Origin of the sequence: Aeromonas sp. DNP9 (assembly GCF_001728955.1) — a bacterium.
GTDB lineage: Bacteria > Pseudomonadota > Gammaproteobacteria > Enterobacterales > Aeromonadaceae > Aeromonas > Aeromonas veronii.
The window spans coordinates 1-17,875 of record NZ_LYSQ01000016.1; the positions used below are offsets into that span (position 1 = coordinate 1).

Here is a 17,875-nt window from a genome sequence, read left to right on the forward strand (position 1 = left end):
CCTCAGCATCAACCCAGAAGGTGAGTGAACCACGGTTAATCAAAGACTTGTTGTATGTAGGCCAGTTAGTGATGGGTTGAAGCGACGTGCCCATGATGCAGACTTGCAGAGGATGGTGGTGATCAGGTCACCAAGTCCTCAGTTAGTTCCATTCAAGCTGCATCGATTTGGGCAACAACGCCCTTGTCATTGAACGCCTCAGGTCATGGTGGCGACTGTACCACCTAAAATGGTGTCCGGGATGATTAGACCACTACATTAAAATACTTCATGACTACAGAGCCTCTTTTACTTGGGAATGGCTATGAGACAGCGAAGATATAGAACTACTCGGTTCAGCCGTCTAGCACCACTCAGTTCAACGGTAGCAAATTGGTATTTCATCTATGAATTTACACCCTTCTATCCAATATGGGTGCACCCATTCTTCATCGCTCACTACATATTCATCCTTAGAGTAAATAAAAGGTTGAATGCTTGGATCAGCATCAAATGAACTCGCAATTACGATGGATGAAAATATAGTCTTATATCTGTCGTAATAATCTATCCCGGGGGCGCGAACATGATAATCTTGGTTTGGGTCAGGCTCGGCATATTCAATTGTTATGCTTCCAACAATAGGTACAGGAAGAACGGCAATTCCATTAGGACGAAGAATTCTTTTTATTTCAGAGAGTGCTTTTACATCATCCTTAACGTGTTCTAATACATGTGAGGCAAAAACAAAGTCATACGTTTCATCGGCAAATGGCAAACACTGAAGATCCACTTGATGATCTACATTTTTCTTATAAAGATCCGCGGTCTGATAGCTTTCAAACATAACCGACATATGAATCCGTAGACATTCTTCTGGAGCAAAATGTAATGCAGTCATTTTTTTAGTATCACGTTCTGCAAAAACTTTATCTAGTATGGTAAATTGCAATCTGTGACGTTCTAAGCTTAGACATTGTGGACATTGCGCATGAGGCCGACCTCTAACAGTCATGAATCTCCCATTGAATCCACATAATGGGCATATAAAACAATAATTTGACACAGACTTCTCCAGTTTTTATTAAATCAAAATATTATTTTCGGTTCACCATCTAAAATTCATATTCGACTGTTTTGTTAAATTGATTCATTTAAAAGTTAATAACTGCAATTTGCTGGTTATAGTTAAACACTTCATCAGCCATACTATGGCTATGCCGGTCTGTCATCGTGACAACACAATCCAAATTGCCCCATTCTTCTTTACTGATATTTGCAATGGAGACAATCTGTCGTTGATAGGCAGAAATGCCACTCTTATTTCGGTCGATCAATAAAACATCTTCCATCCAACTCGCATAGTGTTCCATAAAAAAAGTGGTGTAATCATTAAATCCAATCAAACCAATCCGTTTCCAACTTTTGCGTTTGCAACCGATGAGTAAACGGAAACAGCGAAAATGCAGCAAACCTAATTGATAGACCCACGTTACAACCAAGCGCGGATAATATAACATTGCCAGTATTTCATACCGATTCAAAAATTGCTCGCTAGAATTGCGTTTTTTGGGTAAAAGAATATGAGCGGCATACCCAGCCTGTGCTCCTAGCGAAAAATACTCACGATACTCATGTAAAAAGGCCAACGAGTATGCGTAATCAAGAGAGCGGGACACCATGCCAGTCGTTGCGTCAGCGACATGACGCAGCGTCAACACCTGATCGATAAACAAGAAGCGATCCGTTTCTGCGCCAAGCCGCAATGCAAAATCCCAGTCCTGATGCCCTCGCAACTTGTCATTGAAACGTACCCTCTGCGCGAGTTCACGCTTGACGATGAGACAGCTCGATTGAATACCACCGACACGATTAGTACAGAACGAGTATTCAGCAACGCTCTCATCGGTGCGACGGGCCTCCCGAGGAAAGGGAGCACTACGCTCACCATGGCTCACGTTCTGATACGGATGATGAATCACCTGCCAATGTGGCTCACTCGCTAATATCTGGTCGATGCGCTCCAGTTTCTCCGGTAACCACTCATCATCCGAATCCAAAAAACATAGATACTCGCCTCGAGCAACCTCGATGCCACGATTACGCGCATAAGCGCCGTTTCGGTTAGGCTGGTAGCAGATCAGCGAAAAGCGAGAATCAGATAAAGTGGTCACTAAAGCTTGTATTCGCTCACCAAACTCGGTAGTTGAACCATCATCGATTATGATGACCTCAAAGTTTTCGAATGTTTGCCGAGAAAGTGAGTCCAGCGCCCGCTGTAACGGCTCATCCCGGTTATAGACCGGAATAATAATACTAAACCGCACAAATGCTGCGCTCATCCCGACCTCACACCTTTTCCGCGATAACGATCATGAAACAGCCATCGCTGCCAGGAACAATCTCTGGATTCTGGAGGCTTTGCTGCTTGCTGACTTGCTGGAGGCGGAAGCCACAGCGTGCCAGCATCGACTCCAACTCGGCATAGGTATAGTGCTTCACGTGATAGGGAAATTGTGCGGCACTAAAAGGCATGACACTCTCGTTCGGCGTCGACATCACCAGCTTGCCACCAGCCCGTAGCCATTCATGAAACTGACCCAGTAGGGCTTCATCAAATGTCACATGCTCAATGGTTTCAAAACAGACAACCGCGTCAAAGGAAGATGAATCCAGCTTCAGAGTTCTAGCATCGGCACACAGATGAGTAATCTTCGGTGAACTATAGTGTTTTCGCGCATAAGCCAGCGCTTCGGGTTCAATATCGACGGAGGTGACCTGACAATTAAGCTGGTTAGCCAACAGTTGGCTGCCGTAGCCGATCCCGCATGCCAAGTCGAGCACTCGTTGCGGCATAACAGCGCGTAGGCACTCTGCCGCGAACCGGTAACGATTCAGGTGGTCCTGGCGGATATTACGCAAATCCGGTGCCACTTGTCGCTCACCACGCACCATCGACTGCCGAGCCGAAGCCTGTAATAAGTGGGTATCATCAGTCACGATGTTGATATCAATCAACCCCTGGCGGGCGAGCAAAAAAGCCAGTCGTTTACTGTTATAACCAGACTTGTTGCAGCCCGAATAATGCGTCGAATAGCCCGGTAGCATGGGATTACCATCGTGCTGGGGGCCAAAGAGCCCGGCGAAGCTCTGACGAGCGACTGAGGTCACATCTCGTAAAGTCCCTTCATCCCACTCAGCCTGTAGCCATTGGCCCACGACGTAATCCAGATCGGGGACCGTAACCTGTAAGTGACCATTAACTACAAGTTTATCGACTAGACGTGTTAACAGTGTATCTGCTTCCATACTGGTCAAGAATTGCAAATCCAGTACTTGGATCAACTCAAACTCGCTATCCAACTGATGTGCAATTTCAGGGATCGGACAACTCACCTCGGACTGTCCCTCGACCCGCAGAGTGACCTGCCCACAGGTTGCACGGGTTACCACCAGCGTTCTCATTTTATACATCCTTTAACTGTCCGATATTGAATAAACATCGTTATATTTCAATTCCAAACTGCTGCATGTAAGGCCCGATTTTTCGTACTAAATCGCTCCCATCAACCCGGAACTGGTTTTGAACCATTTGCAACATCACCTCTTGCTCATCGGGGCACTCGCTTAACAATGAACGACCGTAAAAGTGCACAGGAATTCCAACCAGACGAGCCTCAAACAGAGTGCTGGAGTTGATACCGCAAATAAACTTGCTCGATAGCGCCAGCGTCATGAAATCACCACTAACAATTTCACGGCCATGAAAATCATATGTGTCTCCCAGAGGATCCAGCGGGTGGGGCTTAAAGAGCAGTCGTTCGTTTCCGTAATCGCGGATCACATCGTCAATAAACTGCTGCATCTTGCCTCCATAGTTGGAATAGAGACGCACGTTGGTGTCGGTAGCAATCTGTAAAGGCACAAGAATGGCATCACCAGGAACCCATAGACGTCCGCCCAGAAGCCGTTCCCTCACTCTCACCAACTCCTGCTCAGCGTCATCTTTCTGACATGGCATTAGCCCCATGCATCGCCCCAGGTTGACGCCTTGCCTATCTAGATAAACATGCTCCCTTTGCGGGAAAAAACCCAGTTCGGCATAGAGATATCGCTTCCCCATATCCTGAAGATACTGTTTTACGCTGTCATAGTAGGCCGGTGTACCATTCCAGATAATGGCGCCAAGTAGGCGTGAAGGGGGAATAGCCATAATCGCATGAGTATCATAAGAGCGGACAACTCTGCACAGAATCTGCCGCTGATGTAGCCAAGTCATAAGACTAGCCAACTGCTGAACATGGTGATCCAGCATACAGACAAGTAACAGCACCGGCCAAGTCTCTGTATCGGCCAACAAATCGGCCAAAGGATCGAGCAAGGGGGGCAGGATCTCTTCTGGCTCAAGAGCCACCAGCCGATGGCAGCCATGTTGCCGCAATTTGGCCATCACCTCCTGCTCATAGTCATAGGGAGAAGAACCAATGATGATGCTCAGATCATGCTGGCTCGCCTGCGTCATATCGATCACCGGGAGCCCGAACTTTTCCGAACAATCGCTCGTCATTGTATCGATCAGAGCTACAGGCAGTGGGCGCTGCATCTCTTGTAACCGTTGCAGGATCAGTTGACTGTAATTTCCCATACCAGCCAACAGGTACCCTGATGAAGGCAGCTCAGCAATAGATAATGAGCAGACCCCTTGCCGACCGACGATCTCAAATCTCATGGCAACCCCCAACCATAGCTATCTCTGATCCTAGGGGGATGTTTTTAACGACCATGTCCATCTTCCCTTCATTACGCAGACATCGGTGGAAGCCAGCAAATATCGAACTCTGCGTGATAGCGCTGATAAATATCTAGGCGGGCTCGGTTCTTTTGACACAGGTGATGCCAGCGCTCGGCCAACACACCATACTCATCTGGCAGTGCACTATGCTTGAGTACCGTGATATGGTTCAGCCAATTGGCCAAGCGATAGAGCTGCGAATCCGACAAGTTAGTCGGTTGATCCACCAGCCATTCATGAGCCTCCATATCTTGCTCAGTTGCTGAAACACCTAGCGAATCCAGATACTTGCTGACAATACGCCGGTAAAGCTCTCGTTGTCTGACTTTGCGCAATATGGACGATTGGGCGCCATGAATACGATACAGCACCAACACCTCACGCAAGTTGGCGAAACGAACTTCGGGCTTGCTGATAGCCATTCTGGTCCACAACTCGGTATCTTCAACATCCGTATATTCTGGGTCATATCGAAAACGCTTGTAAACATCAGCACGCACCAGAATCGCGTTGTGTCCAACTCCATTACTAAATAGCAGAATCGCATTTTTGATAAAGTTATCATAAGTCCGGTAATGCCATACCTCATCACGGGCACCGAACAGTTTCAGCCAACACCCCACTAGATCTATATGCGGGTTTTCGTGTAAAAACGCCATCTGTTTCTCTATCCGCTCTGGTAACGAGATATCGTCCCCATCCATCCTGGCTATAAATTCGCCCCGAGCTAGCAATAGCGCTTCGTTCAGACAATTGGCTATTCCCTGCTGCCGCCGATGATAATGAATGATTCGACTGTCCTTTGCTGCCATCCAGCCAATTACAGATCCAGTTTCATCAGTTGAGCCGTCATCAATTATTATTATCTCCAGATTCTTATAGGTCTGCTTCAATATGCTATCCAGCGCATCTTCGATATAATTAGCACAGTTATGAACAGACATAATGACCGAAACCAAGGGTTTACTGGTTTTTTTTTCAAAACTTGTGCCAAAAATATTTAATGCATTATTCACTGCATCATCCATATCGAAATAGCGGTATTCGGCAAGGCGGCCCAAAGCAATCAGTTGCGGGAACTGGGCCAATTCATCGCGGCAAGCCTGATAGTTCTGTTTGGCCTCATCGGTAAACAACGGGTAGTAAGGCTCTAACCCCTGCTCAGGCTTATAGTCACAAGGATATTCGTACACGATACTGGTGCCGGGATGCTGTTGCCCGCTGAAATGCTTGAATTCGGTTATCCGAGTGAAGGTTTCTTCATTCGGATAATTGACGGTGGTGACAGGTTGAAATTGCTCTTGCGCCAGATGGCGATGTTCAAAACGCAGCGAGCGGTATGGCAGGCAATTCCTTTCTGCCAGCATCAACTGATCCAGCATACCGGTATAGATCAGTGGACCGTCGAAAGGCACATAATCCAACATCACCAGCTTCTGCTGCCAATCCAATCTGACACGCTGCACCATGGGTGTAGACAGCCGCACGTCAATCAGCGGGTGTGCGAGCATGCGCTCAAACATGGCGGTATAACCTTCAGTCGGCACCGCCTGCCAGGGATCGGTGAAGTAGCGATCATCCCGACTCACCACCACGGGCACTCGCGCCGTCACCTCGGGGGAGATCTGGTCTGGCGCAACCCCCCACTGTTTGCTGGTGTAGTTGACAAAGACTTTCTGATAGATGAAGTCAGCCAATTCACCCAGCAGGGGATTCGCCTCTTTGCGTAGCTCTAGGATCGGGACTCTGGCTCCATCACCAAACCGGGTGCGCAGGGCCTCAATCATGGCGGCGGCTTTGTCGGCCTGGAAGCAACGTTCGATGCTGGTCAGGTTGAACGGGATCGGCACCAACTGCCCGTCGATGCGTGACAACACACGATGCTCATAAGGCAGCCACTCGGTAAACTGCGACAAGTAATCCCAGACCTCCTTGTTATCGGTATGGAAGAGGTGCGGTCCATAGCGATGGATCAACACCCCATGCTCATCATACTCGTCAAAGCAGTTGCCACCGATATGATCGCGCAGCTCCAACACAAGTACCTTCCAACCGAGCTGGCTGGCCATTCGCTCAGCCATGACGGCACCGGAAAGCCCGGCGCCAATAACGATCGCCTGATAACTCATGCCGCCTCTCCAAACAATTGTTGCATAACCCGTGCTGGATGGGCCCGCTGCATCCAAGCCAGTTGATGTCGCTCATCGAAGAACCAGCCTGGCGCCAGCTTCGCTACCTCAGTAACTGACTGTTCGATAAGCTGCGTGAAGCGGGCTACGTCATCCTGCCGCAGAAAGTAGAGTGCGGCAGAGTAATAGTGATGGGCACGCCCCTGAGCAATGGTCACGGGATCAGCACCGAATGCCGCCGCATTGTCACAGGCACGCAGCAAATCGCGCAGCGACTGTTCACGACGCTCAGCCGACTTGCGGGTTTGCCCGCCAAAACTCTGGGTATGGAAGCGATAGCGGCCCAATAATTCGGGGATAAAGTCCAGCGTCCCCGGATTCTGGGAGAGGTTCAAGATGTGCCAGGGATAATCGAGGATGATCTTGCACCCCTCATCGATGGCATTTTCCATCACTTCATAACGGCGAAACATTATGGAACTGGCATTGACGAACACCCCGAAGCGGATCAATGCCTCCCGTGTCATCACAGGTTCGAGATAGCGAGCATTGTAATAATCGCGGGTAAATAGCTTGATCCGTGCGCCAGTTTCATCATCAAACATCTCCGCCTCGTGGTAGCAAAGCGTGCAGTCAGTGTGCGAATCAAGATAATCGGCCTGGCTCTGCAGCTTGCCCGGCAGAGCAAGATCATCCCCGTCGACATAAGCGATGTATTCACCGCTAGCCTCTTTCAGCAAGCGTTTCTGGGTCTTGGCCAACCCCATATTTTGCGAATTCTGTAGTGCCTTGAGTTGAGGCCACTGCTGCGCCAGCCGCTGCATAATGGCCCAGGAGTCATCGCTCGAGCCGTCATCAATGGCGATCACCTCAAAATCGAGATTGGTTTGCTGTTCCAGCAGACTTAGCAGACAGGGCTCGATAAAGCGCCCGAGGTTATACACCGGCACCAGTACGCTGACTTTCATAGAGAATCCAGAATTAGAGTAAAAAAGAAGCGAATTGGAGAAAATGGACAAGGCTACCGCACGGTCTCTGTCAACCCTTCCTGCCCTTCATGGCAATCTTTACTGCAAGAGCCGTGCCAGACCAAGCTAATTCATTGATATAACTTGATTTATGTGACTTGGCATCCACTATTCAATGCGAGCGAGCTGACGGCTGCAGGCCACCAGCATGTCGATACCGTCCCAGAGCCATTCGAATGCCAGCGCTTGTCCCGGACTTGCCACCCTATCGATACGGCAGCAAGGCGACAGCTGTAAAGCACACTCAAGCCGCATTTTATCTGGCCCAACCCAGACACAGGTCTGCATATCCCAAGGCTGTAACAGCAACTCATCAAGGTTATCGGCAATAAACTCGGCGACTGTACCTCCTCCGATGTGTGCAAGTCGCAGAGAGGTGGTAGGAGTCAATAAAGCGACGCCAGTAAAGCTATCCAACTGGATTCCGTCATCATTAGCGGCATTTTGTTGACTATTGATAAATCGCTCCATCATCAGCGCAGGATCTTGGGCGAAGGGAGTGAAGATAGCTTCGAGCAAACTGCGCCGTACCGCTGCATCGGGCGTCCCCAGCCAACAGATGGTGGTAGGCGAGGCGCAAGCTTGCTGATTAAAGCGAGTAAAGTCCTGCTGCAAAGCAGCGACAGTTTGTAGCCACTTGGCAGCATCCAGGCTAGCCAACCATTGGCTGTCAAATACAGCCATGGAGCGGCGATCCGGAAACACCAACTCCTGGGCATGAGGAGAAAGTGGAATAGCCCGTACCCGACCGATGGTTTCATCCCCCCCCCAGATAATGCGAAGGCGGCACCGGGCAGACAACCAGGCGGTAACGTGCTCGTCATGGTCATAGCGGATGAAGCGGGTACGCGAGGCGATCTCTTGCCACTCAGGCAGAGAGAAGAGGTCGTTGAGGATGGCCAGCATGGCCTCTTGCACCGGGTCGATGCGCGATGACAGCCTTACTACCGATGGATTGCCCATCAGCAGCGCCATGATCCAGGAGTAGAAGGCAACGGTCGGCACGTTGGAGGGTACCAGATGAAAAACCATGCCCAGAGGTGCACGCCCTGCCATACGAATTTTCTGCTGCTCAAGCTGACGTGGGCGCAACCAAAAACCAAATGCAGCCAGATCCGGGTTCTCTCGCCCCTCCTGCTGCAAACGAGCAGAGAGCGCAGCCACAAAGTCACAAATGACGGGTGCAAAGCTTGGCAGCAAGCGAGTGACAAAACCTTGCCAGCCGCTGACGGGAGCGACGAAAGCGACCTCGGGCCCCGCTTGCCACATGGCATCTTCTGCATCTGACCGGATCACTGGAAAGTGTCGCTGCATCCCCTCACCTCGGCGCCTTGCTGACGCCCTGATACATGAAAATAACGGCCACGACGGCCGCAGGGGCAATCATCCTCCCCCAGCAGCACACCGAGATCTTCGCTGAGTAAGCTGTGGCCGGGATAACTTTGAGGAATGGCCGAGATCACCTGCAACAGACCGGGCTGACCGATACCAAGCGGCTGATGGGTCAGCGGATCGCGCACCAGCAGATCGGCAAAGAGAGGCGCATGAAGATGGCCCTGTTCGCACTCGACAAACACCGACCCCACCTGCTCCACCATGCCATAGAAGTTGTGGACCCGACTCAGCCCCAGCTGTTCATGGCAGCGCTGCTTGAAGGCAGGATTATCCACCGCGAGGTGCTGCAGCTTCTTCCAGCCACCGCTGTGAAAAAGCGTGCCCTGCGTCAGTTGCAATTGCAGACCGCGCTCACGCAGCGGTTCCAGCAAACATTGCCACACCATGAAGGTAAAGCCGAACAACAGGACCGGCTGGCCCGCATATTTGTCACAAAACGCCTCGATGACCGGCCAGTTGGGCCGCATCTGCTCATCGAGAGCATAGGTATGGTCACGGCCAAGGAAGGAGAGGCCCAGCGCACCGGCTCCCCGAGCAGAAAAGCCGCTGCGGTTTTGAATCAGGGCGGGTTGCTCCACCAGCAGCATGGGCAGCCGTTGCTTGCCGACAAACTCTTGCAGGATCTTCACCAGCACCTTGCTCTGCAACGCGGCTGTATCCCGATCCAGCACAATGCGTGACGGCGTTCCGGTAGTGCCAGAGGAGGTGAGCACCTTGAACACTTCTTCTTGCGGCACACTCTGCCATTGGTCCAATTTGAACAAGCGGGCGGCCAGATAGGGAAGCTCTTGATAAGTCGAAGCCTGCCCCCAACCAAATGCCGACAGAATATTGGCAAAAGCTGGGCATCCCTGCGCATGGCGCTGCGTCAATTCATTCAGGCGAGCAAGGAGCAGCCCACTTTTTTCCTGTTGGAGCAGCCCGAAAACCGACGCATCAAACAGCCTGTTCATAGCTGCTCCAGCTCTGTTAACAGGGCCGGATAATCAATCTTCATATTGCTGCGTCGTGGCAAATGATGTTGGTAAATACGAACGCTTGATGGTGGCACCATCAGCCAGCGGGCCAGCTCCAGCTGTAGTGCATCACTGGGACACGCATCTGCCTCGATGGCTACCAGCAGGCGATCATCGCGGCCGGTCGCGGCGCAGGAATAGCCCCTCCCCTGTAACCAGGCCTCCACTTCCGCCAAGCTCACCCGTTTGCCAAACAACTTAAGGAAACGGCTGAGCCGCCCGGTCAGATAGAAGCGGCCCGCCTCATCACAACGAGCCAGATCACCGGTAAACAGCGCATCCATATCACGCCCCCGAACCAAATCTTCAGTCTGCTCGGCATAACCAAACATCACATTGGGCCCTTCGTAGACCAATTCCCCTTCCCCATCGGGAAATCCGGGCTCATGACGCAGAGAGAGACGACCACCCGGTACGGCGCGGCCGATGGCATCCGGGGCAATCATCACTTCATCGTGCGCCAACCAGGCGATGCGCGGCGCCGCTTCGGTCTGACCATACATCACGAAAAAACGGCGTCCCAACGTGGAGGCCTGCTCGGCAAACCGTTTTGCCAGTGTCGGCTCAAGCCGTCCTCCAGCCTGGGTCAGTGTCATCAGGCTGGGATAGCTGGCCCAGTCAAAACGCAAGCGGTTTAGCATCTGAAAGGTAAACGGGACCCCCGCCACGCTGGTGACCTGATAGCGATTGACCTCATCCCAGAATTGGCGCTCAAGGGGGCTGGCAGTGCATGAAACCAGAGAGGCGCCAGCCAAAAGATGGCTGTTGAGCACCGACATACCGAAGGAGTAAAAAAGTGGCAACGAGGTGATGGCTCGCTCACCCCCGTTCAGCACCAGATATTCAGCGATGGCCGCGGCATTGGCATCCAGATTGGTTCGCGACAATCGCACCCATTTACAGGAGCCGGTACTGCCCGATGTCGGCAGCAGCATGGCCAGCTCAGGGTGAATTGAAGGCGCATCGCCAAGATGCGCAACTGCCCCATCCTCCAGTACCCGCAGACTGACACTAAAGCGCTGGCACTGCTCATGGTGCAACTGGGCATCCTGTGCAGGATCGGCCAGCATAATGGCGTGGCCATCACGCAGGGCCAGCAAGTAGTGCAGCAGATGCAGGGTGGACGTAACAAATGGCAGGTAGACCAAATGACGACCGACAGGATAGGTGGTGGCCAACTGCGCCACACGCCGAGCCAGCTCACCATAACTGAGCCACCCTTCTTGCGGGTCTCGCCAGGCGGGCTCGTCATTGCTTTCAACCAGATGTGTCAACAAATCAGGCTGGCTCAAATCACCATCCCTCCATCGACCCCAATCACCTGCCCGGTCACATAGCTCGACAAGTCGGATGCAAGAAACAGGGCCACCTTGGCCACTTCATCTGGCGTACCAATCCGCCCCATTGCGATGCTGGCCACCCGCTCGGCAAACTTATCTTGCGGGATGGCATGGGCCATATCGGTATTGATAAAACCGGGGGCAATCGCATTGACCCGGATCTGGCTGGCGGCCAGCTCCTTGGCCAGTGACTGGGTAAAACCGATCACCGCCGCCTTGCTGCCGGCATAGCAGCTGAGCCCCGCAGCTCCCACTTGCCCCATCAGGGAGGCGAGATTGATGATGCTGCCGCCACCGCAGCGCTGCATCAGGCGGGCGGCATACTGGCTGCAGTAGATTACGCTAAAGGTATTGTTGCTGAATGTCTTTTGCAGATGGGTCTGGTTCGCCATCCCCAATAACGCCTCTTCCAGCATGCCAGCATTGTTGATCAGCACGTCCAGCTGGCGAGTCTGAGCAAACAACTGCTGAAAGGCCTGCTTGACCGCCAACGGATCAGCCACATCAAAACAGAGGGGCTGGCAGGGCACGACAAACTCTGAACCAAGCTCGGTCGCCAGTTGGCTCATTGCCACCTCATCACGGCCTCCCAGCCACAGTTCAGCCCCCTGAGAGGCAAACAGGCGGGCGATGGCAAGCCCGATGCCACGCCCGGCACCGGTGATCAACACCCGCTTGCCCTGCAACAGTCCCTGCATCAGAAAGCGACCCCGTATTTGGCCAGGATCTCCCGCGCCTTGCCGACCGAACTCATGTCGATAATGTCATCGGTATCGAGCAGCACGCCGTAGTTATCCTCCAACTGGGCAATCAGCCCCATGTGGGCGACGGAATCCCACTGCGGGATGCTGTTGTAGGCCAGCCCATCGCTGACGCTGCCGATATCAATACCCAAAGCCTCGGCAAAAACCTGTTCCAATGCGATTGTCATCTGAAAAATCTCCGTAGCCGCTCACGGGCGGCATAGTAATTCGCCGGCAGCAGTTCCAATGCAAAAAATCCGTTATCTTGTCCTATCTGGCGGTAACCCAGTTGTTCATTCAAGCGCAGGGCCGAGCGATTGTTCTCCCGAACCAGGGTGCGGATACAACCGATATGCAACTCATCAAACCCCTGATCAAGCTGGGATAAGGCAGCAGCAATCGCCAACATGGGATGCCGCACGGTTGACTTACCCAGATAGAGCCCCGCATCGGCAATCGCCTGCCCCTGCAGCTTGCCCTGGCACTCACCTTTCAGATTGACGTAACCCGCTCGCACGCCCTTGCACCAGAGCACCCAGTGCTGCTGATCCCGCCGCTCACGGGTAGCGGTGAACCATTGGCGCTGTTGCTGCGGCGAAATACGCGTCTGAGATACCATCTGCATTCGCACCTCATCCTGATTGCGCCAACGTCGCAAGGCAGGAAGATCCCACGGCTCTATCGGGCGTAACTCAACGCCATAGCTCATCTTCAACGCCATCCCGTTTCCATGACCTGTCTCTCTTATCGACCACACAGCTGCCATTCCGTAGCAAAAATCGATAATACAAGCAGAAAAACCAGTATAATATCAAAAATAATCAAAGAGTTGTCATCGATTATCCTGGCGTTGGCAAGTCATTAATCCAGCAGAGAGAGCCCATCATGGCCATCGCCATTATCCCGGCCCGGGGTGGCAGCAAACGCATTCCACGCAAGAATATCCGCCCCTTCTGTGGCCAGCCCATGCTCGCCTATGCCATCCAGGCGGCGCAACAATCTGGCTGTTTCAGCAAGGTGGTGGTCTCCACCGATGATGAGGAGATTGCCAAGGTCGCTCGTCAACTGGGCGCGGATGTGCCATTTCTGCGGCCAGCCAACCTCGCCGATGATCACACAGGTACCACCCCTGTGGTGATCGACACCATCCAGCGACTCGACCAGCTCGGCATCCAGGCAGAGCACTACTGCTGTATCTATGCCACGGTGCCGCTGATCCAGGCGGCCGACCTGCGCGCCGCCCACGATCGCCTGCTCGCCAGCAAGGCCCCCTTCGTCTACACGGTGGCTGAATTCGGCTTCCCTATCCAGCGCGCCGTGCGCATGGATGAGCAGGACCGGGTCACCCCCTTCTGGCCGGAGCAGATGGCGAAACGCTCCCAGGATCTCGAGCCGGCCTATCAGGATGCAGGTCAGTTCTATTGGGGGACGCGGGCTGCCTGGTTGGGCGGGATCAGCCCCATCGGTGGAGAGGGGATCGGCCATATTCTGCCAAGACACAGAGTGGTCGATATCGATACGCCGGAAGATTGGCATCTGGCCGAACTGCTCTATCAAGTGCTGGCCCAAGATGGCGTTTAAGGTTGCCTTCCGGCTCGACGCCGGCGCCGAGATTGGGCTGGGTCATCTGATGCGCTGTCTGGCCATCGCCGATCGGCTGAAAACGGCTGGCGCCGAGTGCCACTTCCTCTGCCATCAGCTACCTATGCACCTGTTGCCACTGCTGCAATCCCACCAGCATCACCCCCTTTGCGCTCTGGACGATGCAGGCCCCTTGCCCACCTTGCGCCCAGCGTGGCTGGTGTGTGATCACTACCAGATTGATCGGCAGATCGAACAGACACTGGCAATCCACTGTGGTCAGTTGCTGGTGATCGACGATCTGGCCGATCGCCCTCATCATGGTCAGTTACTGCTGGATCAGGGGCCACTACGCAGCGCCGCCGATTACCAGTCACTCGCTCCTGCCGACTGTCGGCTGCTGCTGGGCACCGACTATGCTCTGTTGCGCCCTGCCTATCGCCAGCTTGCACGCCAAAAGGTCAGCCGGTGGCAACGTGGCCTCATCTGCTTTGGCGGTGCCGATCCGGCCGGAGCCTGTCTCACGACCCTCAACAGCCTGGTTCGACTGCCTTGGGCCCGCACCATCCAGTGGACCCTGGTGGCGGGCGGCGCCAATCCCTTCTGGCCCGAACTGGAACAGAGAGTGGCTGAACTGGCCGACCTTGATTTGGTGCTGCTGCGCCAGAGCGACCAGATGGCCGACCTGATGAGCCAACACGACTTCGCCATCGGCGCTGCGGGGGGCATGACCTGGGAGCGGGCCTGTCTCGGCCTGCCGACCCTGGCGGTCCCCATCGTCGACAATCAGCAGTTCAACGACGAAGTGATCGCCAGCTTCCAGTTGGCCGAGCGGCTGACCCTGAGCGAGCTGGCCGAGCCTGAGCGGCTGCTGCCAGCCCTGCACCGGCTTGAGCAACAGTCAGACGATTACCGCCGCCGCGGCCAGCAGCAGGTGGATGGGCTGGGGCTGGATCGCCTCACCGCCTGGCTGCTACCACAACCCGATTATCAGCTGTTACCTGATGGTCAACAGTGGCAACTACGCCATGATGGCCAACTGCTGCTCACCCTGATTCTGGACGGTCAACATCTGACATGGCAGGCCGCCCGGCCACTTCAACCAACTGAGTGGCAAGAGCTGGCACATCGCTTGCAAACAATTTTCTCCCAATTTCCCCTCTATCTTGCCGAGCCACCGCAGATAGCGCCCCCTGCCCCCTGGCAGCCGGCGCCGCAAGGCTGGCAACTTGGCATAGGAATCTGAACACAGATGCAGATCGATCATCGCCCCATCAACCAGGAACAGGCCCCCTATGTGATTGCCGAACTGTCGGCCAACCACAATGGCAATCTGGATCGCGCCCTGGCCATTATGACCGCCGCCAAAGCAGCGGGTGCCAGCGCCGTCAAGCTGCAAACCTACCGCCCGGATACCATCACCCTCAAAAGTGATCGACCGGAATTTCAGATCCACGGCGGTTTGTGGGATGGCCACAGCCTCTACGATCTTTATGAGTGGGCGCACACCCCGTGGGAGTGGCACCAGGCGCTGTTTGCCAAGGGGCGCGAGCTGGGGCTGACGGTCTTGAGCAGTCCGTTCGACTTCAGCGCGGTGGATCTGCTGGAATCCCTCGACTGCCCGGCCTACAAGATCGCCTCCTTCGAGCTGGTGGACCTTCCCCTCATTCGCTACGCCGCCCAGACCGGCAAGCCGCTCATAATGTCCACCGGCATGGCGAACGAGCCCGAGATCACCGCGGCAGTCGAGATGGCGCTCAAGCATGGCAACGGCCATCTGGCACTGTTGCACTGTGTCAGCGGTTACCCGGCCCCAGCCGCCGAATACAACCTGCGTACCATCCCTATGTTGCGCCAGCGCTTCGGGGTCGAGGTGGGGCTCTCTGATCACACTCTGGGATCGGCCACGGCCATCGCCGCCACTGCGCTCGGGGCAACCCTGATCGAGAAGCACTTCACCCTGGCCCGCGCCGACGGCGGGCCGGATTGCGCCTTCTCCATGGAGCCGGCCGAGCTCGCCGAGCTGATTGCCTCGGTCAATACCGCCCATGCAGCGCTCGGGGTGGCCGATTACCAGCTCACCGCCAGTGAACAGGGTAACCGTGCGTTTCGCCGCTCCCTCTATCTGGTCAGGGATATTGCAGCCGGAGATGTGCTCACCGCAGAGCACATCAAGTCGGTGCGCCCCGCCCTCGGCCTGCCCCCGGCCGATTACGATCGACTCATCGGCAAGCGGGTCAGCCGCGATCTGAGCGCCAATCAGCCTCTCAACTGGGAGTGGATTGCACAAGATGAATGAAGATCTGTTGCGCCACCATCTGGCGATAATCGAACAGCGTTGGCCACGGCTTGCAGCCCACCTCATGGTGGCACAGCTGGGCGATCTGCAGGTGGAGTTGTGTGAAGGCCTCAGCAGCACACTGCTGGTCAATGGCATCCAGCTTACCAGCCGCCATGACCGGGTGGCCGAGGCAGAACTGCAAGCGGCAACTCTTCCCGATGTACCCGTGCTGCATCTTTATGGCACCGGACTCGGCGATCTGCAGAAGGTGCTGCTGGCACGCCCTCGGTTAGAAACCCTCCATATCCATATCATGCACCACAATCTCTTCACTCTGGTGCTGGCCTTGCTCGAGCACGACGAGTGGCTGCAAGACCCCAGGGTAGAGCTGAGCCTCGCGGCCGATGAACAGGAGATTGTCCTCCCCTTCTTCGCCCTCCCCAGCGAACTGGAGCTGGCCGAAGATGCTGCCTGCCGTATTCGTGGTCGACTGGTGAGCGAAGTGATGGCGACTTACACCAGGCAACGCTTCGTCCCCGACTTGCCGCGCATTACCGGGCGACTGACCGAGAATCTGCCACTTGTGGGTGAAGATGGCGATGTTGCCACGCTTTTTGGCTCACACACGGATGCTACTGCACTGGTCATCGCCAGCGGTCCCAGCCTGCAACACCATCTCCCTCGCCTTGCTGGCTTGTTGCAGCAACATCCGGAGTGGAAGGTACTCTGTGTCGATACTGCGCTCACCCCTCTGCGACAATACGGTATCAGTGTGGATCTGGTCGTAACTATCGACGACGCTCTGACTCCGGATCGGCTGGCAAGCCAGGGGCTCACCTCGGTTCCTCTGGTATATGCCCCCATGGTGCCCCATGAGACGCTCGCAAGTTGGCAAGGGCCGCGTTTTACCGCCTACTCCATCAGCCCGGTGTATAAGCAGCTTCGTCACACTCATCCCAAAGGGTTACTCCATCAAGGAGGCAGCGTGATCCATCCCACCGTCGATCTCGCCGTCAAGATGGGTTGTCGAGAGATCATTCTGCTCGGCTGTGACTTCGCCTTCCCCGGTGGTCAGACCCATACCGGCTGGGATGATGGTGCTTTGGGTCCTGTTGCCAGCCAGGCCCTCAGCTGGGTACTGGATGGTCATGGTCAGCGCGTCAGCACCAACCCCAATTTCACCACCTATCAGATCGAGCTTGAGCGCTATATGGCAAGCCACCCGGAGGTCAAATTCTGGAACAGCAGCCGCGACGGCGCCGCCCTGCTCGGTTGTGACTATCATCCGGAGCTGATGCAATGATCATCACAGAGCAGTGCATTGCACTGGCACACAATTTTCGCCTTGGCCTTCATGTTGAAAGTGCGCTGCAGCTTCCCGGTCTGGTAGAGCAGGCCTTGCATGCTCTACCTCCTGAGCACCAAGGCGATGCCGTGACCATAGTGAGTGCCCTGCTGGCTTGCCAGGAGCGCCATGACTGGCTGGGATTGGCCGACTGGCTTGAAGGAGAGCTGGCTGCGCTCCTGACGGTCGCCTCAGAAACAAGCCCCTCCTGACATCCGGATCGGAGATAGCAGCCAATCCATTGGT

At 54.5% G+C, this 17,875-nt stretch carries 17 protein-coding genes and 2 pseudogenes; 5 read left to right on the plus strand and 14 right to left on the minus strand.

Features of this window, described 5'->3' with window-relative positions; all coding sequences use genetic code 11:
• The 14 genes and pseudogenes from A9G06_RS21955 to A9G06_RS12235 all read right to left on the minus strand — a co-directional run.
• A pseudogene (locus A9G06_RS21955) lies at positions 1–94 on the minus strand (IS5/IS1182 family transposase); the annotation flags it as partial.
• A gap of 264 nt (positions 95–358) precedes the next feature.
• A complete protein-coding gene (locus A9G06_RS21530) occupies positions 359–994 on the minus strand; it encodes a class I SAM-dependent methyltransferase (protein ID WP_083243783.1) in 636 nt (211 codons plus the stop codon).
• Between the two features lie 139 nt (positions 995–1,133).
• Positions 1,134–2,321: a glycosyltransferase family 2 protein gene (locus tag A9G06_RS12185; RefSeq protein ID WP_069555416.1), complete on the minus strand. Its 1,188-nt coding sequence runs from the start codon at positions 2,319–2,321 to the stop codon at positions 1,134–1,136.
• A 7-nt stretch (positions 2,322–2,328) separates the two neighbouring features.
• Positions 2,329–3,444: a bifunctional 2-polyprenyl-6-hydroxyphenol methylase/3-demethylubiquinol 3-O-methyltransferase UbiG gene (locus tag A9G06_RS12190; RefSeq protein WP_171903396.1), complete on the minus strand. Its 1,116-nt coding sequence runs from the start codon at positions 3,442–3,444 to the stop codon at positions 2,329–2,331.
• Between the two features lie 40 nt (positions 3,445–3,484).
• Complete coding sequence (locus A9G06_RS12195) at positions 3,485–4,708, minus strand: hypothetical protein (RefSeq protein ID WP_069555417.1); 1,224 nt, start codon at positions 4,706–4,708, stop codon at positions 3,485–3,487.
• Between the two features lie 71 nt (positions 4,709–4,779).
• Positions 4,780–5,799, minus strand: coding sequence for a glycosyltransferase family 2 protein (locus A9G06_RS22550; RefSeq protein WP_367141887.1), 1,020 nt, complete (start codon positions 5,797–5,799; stop codon positions 4,780–4,782).
• Positions 5,773–6,900: pseudogene (glf, locus tag A9G06_RS22555) on the minus strand (UDP-galactopyranose mutase); the annotation flags it as partial. The pseudogene glf and the gene A9G06_RS22550, both read right to left, overlap by 27 nt.
• The gene (locus A9G06_RS12205; protein WP_069555418.1) at positions 6,897–7,868 is read right to left on the minus strand and encodes a glycosyltransferase; all 972 of its coding nucleotides are present in this window, start codon (positions 7,866–7,868) and stop codon (positions 6,897–6,899) included. The pseudogene glf and the gene A9G06_RS12205, both read right to left, overlap by 4 nt.
• Before the next feature lie 168 nt (positions 7,869–8,036).
• A complete protein-coding gene (locus tag A9G06_RS12210; RefSeq protein ID WP_069555419.1) occupies positions 8,037–9,242 on the minus strand; it encodes an acyl-CoA reductase in 1,206 nt (401 codons plus the stop codon).
• Positions 9,221–10,276 (minus strand): acyl-protein synthetase, encoded by a 1,056-nt coding sequence (locus tag A9G06_RS12215; protein WP_069555420.1) that lies wholly within the window; start codon positions 10,274–10,276, stop codon positions 9,221–9,223. Before A9G06_RS12215 ends, A9G06_RS12210 begins: the two co-directional genes overlap by 22 nt.
• Positions 10,273–11,631 carry an AMP-binding protein gene (locus A9G06_RS12220; protein WP_083243786.1) on the minus strand — a complete coding sequence of 453 codons (1,359 nt, stop codon included), beginning with the start codon at positions 11,629–11,631 and terminating at the stop codon, positions 10,273–10,275. The genes A9G06_RS12215 and A9G06_RS12220 overlap by 4 nt, the downstream gene beginning before the upstream one ends.
• The gene (locus A9G06_RS12225; RefSeq protein WP_069555421.1) at positions 11,628–12,377 is read right to left on the minus strand and encodes an SDR family NAD(P)-dependent oxidoreductase; all 750 of its coding nucleotides are present in this window, start codon (positions 12,375–12,377) and stop codon (positions 11,628–11,630) included. The genes A9G06_RS12220 and A9G06_RS12225 overlap by 4 nt, the downstream gene beginning before the upstream one ends.
• Complete coding sequence (locus A9G06_RS12230; protein ID WP_042012685.1) at positions 12,377–12,610, minus strand: acyl carrier protein; 234 nt, start codon at positions 12,608–12,610, stop codon at positions 12,377–12,379. The genes A9G06_RS12225 and A9G06_RS12230 overlap by 1 nt, the downstream gene beginning before the upstream one ends.
• Positions 12,607–13,143 carry a GNAT family N-acetyltransferase gene (locus tag A9G06_RS12235; RefSeq protein ID WP_069555422.1) on the minus strand — a complete coding sequence of 179 codons (537 nt, stop codon included), beginning with the start codon at positions 13,141–13,143 and terminating at the stop codon, positions 12,607–12,609. The genes A9G06_RS12230 and A9G06_RS12235 overlap by 4 nt, the downstream gene beginning before the upstream one ends.
• A 164-nt stretch (positions 13,144–13,307) precedes the next feature.
• Between A9G06_RS12235 and pseF the strand changes: the two genes are divergently transcribed.
• The 5 genes from pseF to A9G06_RS12260 are packed head-to-tail and all read left to right on the plus strand — an operon-like array spanning position 13,308 to position 17,841.
• A complete protein-coding gene (pseF, locus tag A9G06_RS12240; RefSeq protein WP_069555423.1) occupies positions 13,308–14,003 on the plus strand; it encodes a pseudaminic acid cytidylyltransferase in 696 nt (231 codons plus the stop codon).
• Complete coding sequence (gene pseG / locus A9G06_RS12245; RefSeq protein ID WP_069555424.1) at positions 13,993–15,249, plus strand: UDP-2,4-diacetamido-2,4,6-trideoxy-beta-L-altropyranose hydrolase; 1,257 nt, start codon at positions 13,993–13,995, stop codon at positions 15,247–15,249. Before pseF ends, pseG begins: the two co-directional genes overlap by 11 nt.
• A gap of 6 nt (positions 15,250–15,255) precedes the next feature.
• Entirely contained in the window at positions 15,256–16,302 is a 1,047-nt protein-coding gene (gene pseI, locus A9G06_RS12250; protein WP_069555425.1) for a pseudaminic acid synthase, read from the plus strand.
• The gene (locus A9G06_RS12255) at positions 16,295–17,587 is read left to right on the plus strand and encodes a 6-hydroxymethylpterin diphosphokinase MptE-like protein (protein ID WP_069555426.1); all 1,293 of its coding nucleotides are present in this window, start codon (positions 16,295–16,297) and stop codon (positions 17,585–17,587) included. The genes pseI and A9G06_RS12255 overlap by 8 nt, the downstream gene beginning before the upstream one ends.
• Entirely contained in the window at positions 17,584–17,841 is a 258-nt protein-coding gene (locus A9G06_RS12260) for a hypothetical protein (protein ID WP_069555427.1), read from the plus strand. Before A9G06_RS12255 ends, A9G06_RS12260 begins: the two co-directional genes overlap by 4 nt.
• Positions 17,842–17,875: the final 34 nt, after the last annotated feature.

Bases quoted from the DNA above. Each gene is read 5' to 3' on its own strand.
- A9G06_RS12185 (WP_069555416.1), bottom strand. From the start codon at position 2,321: ATGAGCGCAGCATTTGTGCGGTTTAGTATTATTATTCCGGTCTATAAC.
- pseF (WP_069555423.1), top strand. From the start codon at position 13,308: ATGGCCATCGCCATTATCCCGGCCCGGGGTGGCAGCAAACGCATTCCA.
- A9G06_RS22550 (WP_367141887.1), bottom strand. From the start codon at position 5,799: ATGGATGATGCAGTGAATAATGCATTAAATATTTTTGGCACAAGTTTT.
- pseI (WP_069555425.1), top strand. From the start codon at position 15,256: ATGCAGATCGATCATCGCCCCATCAACCAGGAACAGGCCCCCTATGTG.
- pseG (WP_069555424.1), top strand. From the start codon at position 13,993: ATGGCGTTTAAGGTTGCCTTCCGGCTCGACGCCGGCGCCGAGATTGGG.
- A9G06_RS12235 (WP_069555422.1), bottom strand. From the start codon at position 13,143: ATGGCGTTGAAGATGAGCTATGGCGTTGAGTTACGCCCGATAGAGCCG.
- A9G06_RS12190 (WP_171903396.1), bottom strand. From the start codon at position 3,444: ATGAGAACGCTGGTGGTAACCCGTGCAACCTGTGGGCAGGTCACTCTG.
- A9G06_RS12255 (WP_069555426.1), top strand. From the start codon at position 16,295: ATGAATGAAGATCTGTTGCGCCACCATCTGGCGATAATCGAACAGCGT.
- A9G06_RS12215 (WP_069555420.1), bottom strand. From the start codon at position 10,276: ATGAACAGGCTGTTTGATGCGTCGGTTTTCGGGCTGCTCCAACAGGAA.
- A9G06_RS21530 (WP_083243783.1), bottom strand. From the start codon at position 994: ATGACTGTTAGAGGTCGGCCTCATGCGCAATGTCCACAATGTCTAAGC.
- A9G06_RS12210 (WP_069555419.1), bottom strand. From the start codon at position 9,242: ATGCAGCGACACTTTCCAGTGATCCGGTCAGATGCAGAAGATGCCATG.
- A9G06_RS12225 (WP_069555421.1), bottom strand. From the start codon at position 12,377: ATGCAGGGACTGTTGCAGGGCAAGCGGGTGTTGATCACCGGTGCCGGG.
- A9G06_RS12260 (WP_069555427.1), top strand. From the start codon at position 17,584: ATGATCATCACAGAGCAGTGCATTGCACTGGCACACAATTTTCGCCTT.
- A9G06_RS12205 (WP_069555418.1), bottom strand. From the start codon at position 7,868: ATGAAAGTCAGCGTACTGGTGCCGGTGTATAACCTCGGGCGCTTTATC.
- A9G06_RS12230 (WP_042012685.1), bottom strand. From the start codon at position 12,610: ATGACAATCGCATTGGAACAGGTTTTTGCCGAGGCTTTGGGTATTGAT.
- A9G06_RS12195 (WP_069555417.1), bottom strand. From the start codon at position 4,708: ATGAGATTTGAGATCGTCGGTCGGCAAGGGGTCTGCTCATTATCTATT.